This window comes from Amycolatopsis sp. NPDC003676, assembly GCF_053587275.1.
The window spans coordinates 35811-43314 of sequence record NZ_JBSFNS010000069.1; the positions used below are offsets into that span (position 1 = coordinate 35811).

A 7504-nucleotide genomic window follows, 5' to 3' on the forward strand; every position below is an offset into this window, starting at 1 on the left:
GCACCTCTTTGTACTCGGGGACCGATTCAGCGGGAGTTGCGCTTGCGGCGGCGGCGCTGGTCGAACCACACCGCCGCGATCAGGACCGCGCCGATCGCGATGTACTGCCAGTAGTCCTGCACGTGCGTGATGTTCAAGCCCTTGTTCAGCACCGCCGGGATGAACACCCCGATCACCGTGCCCAGCATCGAACCGACGCCGCCGAAAAGGCTGGTGCCGCCCATCACCGTCGCGGAGATGGCGTTCAGGTTGTCGTTGGTGTGCGCCGAGATCGTGGTCGAGTTCTGGTACGCCAGCGACATGAAACCCGCGATTCCGGCCAGGAAACCGGTCAGCAGGTACACCTTCAGCAGGTGCGCGGTCACGCCGATGCCCGCCCGCCGCGCTGCCTCGGCGTTCGATCCGACCGCGAAGGTGTAGCGGCCGAACCGCGTGGTGTGCAGCAGCCACGCGCCGATCAGCGTGATCACCACGGCCACCAGCACCAGGTTCGGGATCCCGCCGAACGACGTGCCGTAGCCGAGGGTCTGGTTCAGCGCAGTGGGCACGCTGCGCACGTCCGACCCGCCGTTGAGCAGGTACGACACGCCGAGCGCGGCGCCCATGGTCCCGAGCGTGACGATCAGCGGCGGGATGCCCGCCACCGCGATCAGGAACCCGTTGATCAGGCCCCAGATCGTGCCCGCGAGCACCGCCGCGACGAGCCCGGCCGTGATGACGCTCCCCCCGGCGTGGGTGGCGTCGCCGCCGCTGAGCGCTTCCATGGTCTTGCCCGCGACCATGCCGGCGAAGATCAGCACCGACCCGACGGAAAGGTCGATGCCGGAGGTGATGATCACGAACGTCATGCCGACCGAGAGCACCAGCAGCACGGAGGTTTCGTTCAGCAGCGTCTGGAAGGTGAACAGGGTCGCGAACTGGCCGGGCGCGAGTGCGGTGAAGACCGCGATCAGCGCGATCAGCACCAGCGCGATCCAGAACGTGTTGGCCCCGACGAGCCGCTTTCCCAGCGGCGGCTTGACGAACTCGTCGTCCACAGTGGCCTGGATGTCCTTGACCGGTGCGCTCATACCGCCTCCTCCTGGACCAGCGCGCCGGTCATCGCCGCGACCAGATCCTCGAGTTTCGTGTCCGCACCGGCGAACCGGGCGACGCGCCTGCCCTGCATCAGCACCTCGATCCGGTCCGAAACCGAAAGCACGTCGGGCATGTTGTGGCTGATCAGCACCACCGCGATGCCCTTGTCCCGGACCTTCTTGATCACGTCCAGCACCCGTCCGCGCTGCCGCACGCCCAGCGCCGCGGTCGGTTCGTCCATGAACACGACCTTCGACGCCCACGCCACCGACCGGGCTACGGCGACGCTTTGCCGCTGCCCGCCGGACAACGAGCCGATCGGCACCTCGGTGCTCTGCAGCTTGACGCCAAGCTTCTCGAACTCGGTGACCGCCTGCCGCCGCATTTCCGCCTTGTCGAGCATGCCGAGCTTGCCGAGGATGCCCTTGCGCGGGATTTCCCGGCCCAGGAACAGATTCGCAGCCGGGTCCAGCTCCATCGCGACAGCGAGATCCTGGTACACCGTCTCGATCCCGGCCCGGCGCGCGGCCACCGGCGAATCGAAATGGACTTCCTCGCCCTCGAGCAAGATCCGGCCCGACGTCGGCTGTTCAGCCCCGGACAGGCACTTCACGAGCGTGGATTTGCCCGCGCCGTTGTCGCCGATCAGTGCGGTCACCTCGCCCGCACGCGCCTGGAAAGACGCGCCGCCCAAGGCTTCCACCGATCCGTAGTGCTTGGTCAGGTCCACCGCTTCGAGCAGGATCTCGCTCATCGGCGCTAACTCCCTTCGGGGGCGGGCGGGCGGCAGCGGATGACTGTGAGCGAACCGGACAGCTCGGTCTGGCCCGCGGAGAACGGCACCGCGTAGGTGTCGCCCTTGGCCACCGGGAACTCGCCGCCGTGCTCGGTGCGCAGGGTGCCCTCGCCGTCGAGCGCGACGAGCACGCTGAACGACGGGTCGAGAGAGAAAGCGTTGCCGGACAACTGAATGCGGTCGGCGCGGAAGAACTCCGCCGAACCCGGCGCGAGCAAGTCCACTGTGGTCGCTTCGTCGCCGGAGGTGTGCTTCACGATCGTCTTGAGCCGGTCTTCGTCCCAGCCCGAGGTGTCGAGCGTTTCGATCGCGGTGTCGAAGCCGATCCCGAGGTGGCCCTTTTCCGGCGAGGCAAGGAAATCACGCCATTCCAGGGTCAGCGAGAAGTCCGTCGGCTGCTGCAGTTCGACCACGAACACGCCCTCGCCGATCGCGTGCGGCAGCCCGGCCGGGATGTAGACCGTGTCGCCCGCCTGCACCGGGATGCTGTTGAGCGCGCCCAACATGCTCGGCGCGTCCTGTTCGCGGGTCCATTCGGCGACGGTGTCCTTGCTCAGCGTCTCCCGGAAACCCGGGTACACACGCGGATCGTCGCCGTAGGTGCCGACCACGATCCACGCCTCGGTCTTGCCGAAGTGCGAGTCGAAGTGCTTGCGGGCGAACGAATCCGTCGGGTGGAAGTGCACCGGCAGCCGCTGTCCGGCGTCGAGCAGCTTGACCAGCAGGCCGGTCGAGTCGCCGAGCTTGGCGACGTGCGCCGCGCCCAGCCACGCGTCCGGGTCGCCGCCGACCGCGTCGCGCAGCCAGATCCCGCTGGGCAGCTTGGTGAGACCGTTGGTCTCCTGGCCGAACATGGTCGTGACGGAACCGACCCAGTCCTCCGGCCCGAATTTCGAGTCGGTGCCGGTCGCGCCGCGCAGGGCGGCGATGGCGTCGCCGCCCCGGTAGAACTGCGGCGGCTGGTTGGCCGGGAGCGCGACCGGCTCGAGGTGCTTGCTCACAGGGCGGCCTCACCGGAACCGCGGGCGACTAGGTGCACGGGCAGAACTACCTTTCTCGGGGCGGACTGATCTCCCTGGATCCGGGCGAACAGCAGCTCGGCCGCTGCGTGCCCGAGGGCGCTGACGTCGTGGGCGATCACGGTGACCGGCGGGTCGAGCAGGTCCGCCAGCTCGAAATCGTCGAAGCTCACCAGCGCGGGCCTGCGCTCGGAATGCGCGAGCGCACGCAGCAGGTGCACCGCGACCCGGTTGTTGCCCGCGATCACGGCGGTGGCCGGATTCGGCCCGCCGACCAGCTTGCGCACGGCGTGGCCGACGGTTTCCGGCGTCGGCGTCTGCATCGCCACGAGGCTCTCGTCGTAGGAGATCCCGTTGCGCACACAGCCTTCGCGGAATCCGCGGAGCCGTTCGGCGGCGGTGAAGATGTCCGGGCTGTCGCCGAGGAACGCGATCCGGCGGTGGCCGTGCCGCACGAGGTGGCCGACCGCCTCGATGGTGCCGCCGAGGTTGTCGACGAGCACGGTGTCGGCCACGATGTCGCCGGCCGGGCGGTCGAGGAACACCACCGGCGTGCCCGCGCGCATTTCCGGCACGAGATATCCGTGCTGCAGCCCGGCGGGCACGATCAGCAGCCCGTCCACGCGCCGCGCGCAGAACTCCAGCGACAGTTCGCGCTCGCGGTCGGAGTTCTCGCCGGACGACCCGGTCAGCACGTGTCTGCCGAACGACGTCGCGATCCGTTCCACCGCGCGGTTCAGCTCGGAGTAGAAGGGGTTGCCGACGTCCTCGACGACCAGGCCGATGGTGCCGGTGGTCGAGCCGCGGCGCAGGTTGCGGGCGCCGAGGTTCCGGCGGAACCCCAGCTGTTCGATCGCGGCCACCACGCGCTCGGCGGTGTCCGGATGCACCGCGGGCTCGTCGTTGACGACCCGCGACACCGTTTTGATGCTGACGCCGGCCAGCCGGGCCACATCGCTCATCGTGGCCCGCCTGCTGGCGGGGCGGGGAAGTCCGTCCGCGTCCCGGCCCGAGTGAGACAACGTTGTCATAATGCGGGGGATTGGACACCATCCGGCAGCTCGGTGTCAATGCTTGCTCCTTCGCGCTGCCCGCTTCGACGAATCCGCTGGTGCGGATGGTGGACATCGTTGTCTCGAATCGGACAGGCTCTCACCTCGGTCTTGACGATCCGGTGAGCCATTGCCGAAGGTAGCCCGCATCGACGGTGCGCGACAAGGTTGTCATCGATGCCTCGACGGCTGGTGACGGCGGATTCGCGCCGGAGGAACTGGAGAGGCGATGGCGATGGCGCGAGCGCGCTGGAGAGCCGGACTGATCTTCCTGACATCCGCGGTCGTGGCGGCGGCAGCGCCCGCTGCCCCCGCACTGGCCGATCCCGCGGCGAGCGCCGCGAAGTCCGCCGACCTGGCGAAGTGGGTGAACCCGTTCGTCGGCACCCGGCCCGGCGGCGCGGACCACGGGACCGGCGGCGGCGCGGGCAACACCTTCCCCGGCGCGGTGGCGCCGTTCGGGATGGTGCAGTGGAGCCCGGACACGAAGAAATCCCAGCCGGGCGGCTATTTCTACGACGACAACACGATCACCGGGTTCAGCCTCACGCACCTTTCCGGCGCGGGCTGCACCACGTATCAGGACCTGCCGTTCATGCCGTACGTCGGCGAGATCAGCACGTCGCCCGCGACCGATCCGGGCCACTACACCTCGACCTTCTCGCATCAGAACGAGCACGCGACCGCCGGCGCTTACGACGTCGCCCTCGACAACGGTGCGAAGGTCGAGCTGAGCGCGACGCAGCGCACCGGTTCCGGACGGTTCACCTACCCGGCGGGCGCGGCGTCCACGTTGCTGGTCAACACTTCCGGCTCGGTCAACGGCACCGACGACGCGTCGATCAGCATCGGCAAGGACACCATCAGCGGCTGGGCGACCAGCGGCCGGTTCTGCGGTGCGAAGGACTCGTACCGGGTCTACTTCTCGGCGAAGTTCGACACTCCGTTCGAGTCGGTCGGGACATGGAAGAACGGCGCGGTGACGCCGGGCAAGACCGCGGAGACCGGCGGTGCCAAGGCGAAGGTCGCGCAGCCCAACGGCATCGGCTCCTCGATGGCGCGCCCGGCGGCGGCGAAACCGCAGGACACGACGGTGAGCGGCCCGGGCAGCGGCGGGTACGTGACGTTCCCGAACCTCAACGGCGCGCAGGTGAACGTCCAGGTAGGACTGTCCTTTGTGTCCGTAGACGGGGCGAAGGCGAACCTGAAGGCGGAGAACAACGGCAAGAAGTCGTTCGACGCGATGGCCGCGTCGGCGCGGCAGGCGTGGAACGACCAGCTCGGCAAGATCCAGGTCAGCGGCGGCAGCGACGCCGACACCACGACGTTCTACACCTCGCTGTACCACTCGCTGATCCAGCCGAATGTCTTCTCCGATGTGGACGGTCGCTACCCCGGCTTCGACGGCCGGATCCACCAGGCCGAACGCGGCCACGCGACGTACACCAACATCTCCGGCTGGGACATCTACCGCTCTGAGGTCCCGCTGCTGGCCACGATCGCGCCGAAGCAGACCTCGGACCTCGTGCGTTCGATGATGGCGTTCGCCGAACAGGGCGGTTCGTGGGACCGCTGGACGGTGGCGAACGACTACACCGGCGTGATGAACGGGGATCCGTACCACATCATCGTTTCCAGCGCCTACGCGTTCGGTGCGCGTGACTTCGACGCGCAGAAAGCGTTGCTGCTCATGATCAAGGGCGCGACGCAGCCGACGCAGGGCTACACCGAACGCCCGGGTCTGCAGGACTACCAACGCCTCGGCTACGTGCCCGGTGCGGCGGCAGACACCCTGGAGTACACGAGCGCGGACTTCGCCATCGCCCAGTTCGCGAAGCGGCTCGGCGACAGCGCCACGTACACCACGTTCATGAAGCGCGCGCAGAACTGGCAGAACCTCTACAACCCGGGCAGCGGACACCTGCAGCCGCGCAACTCGGACGGTTCGTTCTCCGCGAATTACGACCCGGCCAGCTCGCAGGGATGGGTCGAGGGCAACGGCGCGCAGTACGACTGGATGGTCCCGTACGATCTCGGCGGTCTGGTGACGGCGTTCGGCGGCACCACCGCTACGCAGTCGCGTTTGGACACTTTCTTCACGAAGCTGAACGCCGGAACCCATGAGCCGTATGCGTTCCTGGGCAACGAGCCGAACTCGAACGCGCCCTACGTGTACTCGTTCGCGGGTGCTCCGGCGAAGACGCAGAACATCGTGCGCCGGGCGATGGACGAGCTGTACAACCCGCGTCCGGAAGGTCTGATCGGCAACGACGACCTCGGGCAGATGTCGTCCTGGTACGTCTGGTCCGCGCTCGGCGTCTACCCGGAGATCCCGGGCCGCGCCGAAACCGTGCTGACCACGCCGCGCTTCGCGCACGCCGAGGTGACCACTGGTTCGGGCAAGAAGATCACTGTCAACGCTCCCGGCACCGGTGAGTACACCAGCAGCCTGAAGGTGAACGGCAGTGCGGCAAGCAAGGCATGGCTGTCGGAAGGATTGATATCTCAGGGCGGCAAGCTGGACTTCACTCGGTCGGCCACTGCCACTTCATGGGGTGCTGCAGCGGCTGACGCGCCGCCGTCGTTCCGCGAGCAGGAGAAGCCGAGTCTGTCCTTTGTGGATCCGGCACGCGCCGTGGTGCCCGCTGGCACGACCTCGACCGCTTCGGTGGGCGTGCAGGATCTATCCGGCACCGCAAGGACCTGGACTTACTCCGCGGGTAGCGCCGACGGCATCACGCTGTCGCCCGCGACCGGTTCGGTCCAGGTTCCGGCGGCTGGCAAGGGTCATGCTGACGTGACGGTGAGCGTCCCGGCAGGCACTTCGGACGGCCCGCGCCGGATCCCGATCACGTTCTCCTCGCCGGGTCTCGCGGACGGGCAGGCGGTGCTGACGGTCCTGGTGGCGAAGCCGAACAGTTGGCTGGCCACTGTGGACAACACCGGTCTCTCGCCGGACGCGAACTCGGCCGCCGGGAACTTCGACGGCGGCGGCTGGAGTTACTCCGCGGACGCGCTGGCCAAGGCCGGTGCCAAACCGGGCAGCACGGTGTCGAGCGACGGGCTGAACTTCACCTGGCCGTCGTACCCGGTCGGCGACCCGGACAACGTCGTGGCCGCCGGCCAGACGATCAACCTGTCCGGTTCGGGACGGCTCGCGCTGCTCGGCTCCGCCAGCAACGGCAACGCCCAAGGCACGCTCACCGTCACCTACACCGACGGCAGCAAATCCACCGCCGCCATCGGATTCTCCGACTGGACCCTCGGCGGCGGCGGAGCGCAGCCGGCGTTCGGCAACCGGATCGTCCTGTCCACCCCGTACCGCAACTCCGCGGGCGGCGACCCGCAGCAGATCCGCACGATGGTGTTCGCCACCGCGCCGATCACGTTGGACGCGGGCAAGACCGTCGCGAGCGTGACGCTGCCGAGCGGCGTCAGCGGCGGCGACCTGCACGTGTTCGCCATCGCCGCGGGCTGACCTTCCGTGAGGGGAACCCTGAGGGAATCAGATTCCCTCAGGGTTCCCCTCACGTACTTTCCCAGAGGAGTCTCATGAGGAG

At 68.2% G+C, this 7504-nt stretch carries 5 protein-coding genes; 1 reads left to right on the top strand and 4 read right to left on the bottom strand.

Going from position 1 to position 7504, the window contains the following annotated elements:
* Positions 1-26 precede the first annotated feature (26 nt).
* The 4 genes from ACWDNU_RS30670 to ACWDNU_RS30685 are packed head-to-tail and all read right to left on the bottom strand — an operon-like array spanning position 27 to position 3854.
* A complete protein-coding gene (locus ACWDNU_RS30670; RefSeq protein WP_370939733.1) occupies positions 27-1070 on the bottom strand; it encodes an ABC transporter permease in 1044 nt (347 codons plus the stop codon).
* Positions 1067-1831, bottom strand: coding sequence for an ATP-binding cassette domain-containing protein (locus ACWDNU_RS30675; protein ID WP_449671458.1), 765 nt, complete (start codon positions 1829-1831; stop codon positions 1067-1069). Before ACWDNU_RS30675 ends, ACWDNU_RS30670 begins: the two co-directional genes overlap by 4 nt.
* Before the next feature lie 5 nt (positions 1832-1836).
* Positions 1837-2874, bottom strand: coding sequence for a class I mannose-6-phosphate isomerase (locus tag ACWDNU_RS30680; protein WP_449671459.1), 1038 nt, complete (start codon positions 2872-2874; stop codon positions 1837-1839).
* Complete coding sequence (locus tag ACWDNU_RS30685; protein WP_449671460.1) at positions 2871-3854, bottom strand: LacI family DNA-binding transcriptional regulator; 984 nt, start codon at positions 3852-3854, stop codon at positions 2871-2873. Before ACWDNU_RS30685 ends, ACWDNU_RS30680 begins: the two co-directional genes overlap by 4 nt.
* Before the next feature lie 319 nt (positions 3855-4173).
* Between ACWDNU_RS30685 and ACWDNU_RS30690 the strand changes: the two genes are divergently transcribed.
* On the top strand, positions 4174-7422 hold the full coding sequence (locus ACWDNU_RS30690; RefSeq protein WP_449671461.1) for a GH92 family glycosyl hydrolase: 3249 nt from the start codon (positions 4174-4176) through the stop codon (positions 7420-7422).
* Positions 7423-7504: the final 82 nt, after the last annotated feature.

What these genes read in the sequence shown, in the direction of transcription:
- ACWDNU_RS30670 (WP_370939733.1), bottom strand. Translation starts at nt 1,070, where the DNA reads ATGAGCGCACCGGTCAAGGACATCCAGGCCACTGTGGACGACGAGTTC.
- ACWDNU_RS30675 (WP_449671458.1), bottom strand. Translation starts at nt 1,831, where the DNA reads ATGAGCGAGATCCTGCTCGAAGCGGTGGACCTGACCAAGCACTACGGA.
- ACWDNU_RS30685 (WP_449671460.1), bottom strand. Translation starts at nt 3,854, where the DNA reads ATGAGCGATGTGGCCCGGCTGGCCGGCGTCAGCATCAAAACGGTGTCG.
- ACWDNU_RS30690 (WP_449671461.1), top strand. Translation starts at nt 4,174, where the DNA reads ATGGCGATGGCGCGAGCGCGCTGGAGAGCCGGACTGATCTTCCTGACA.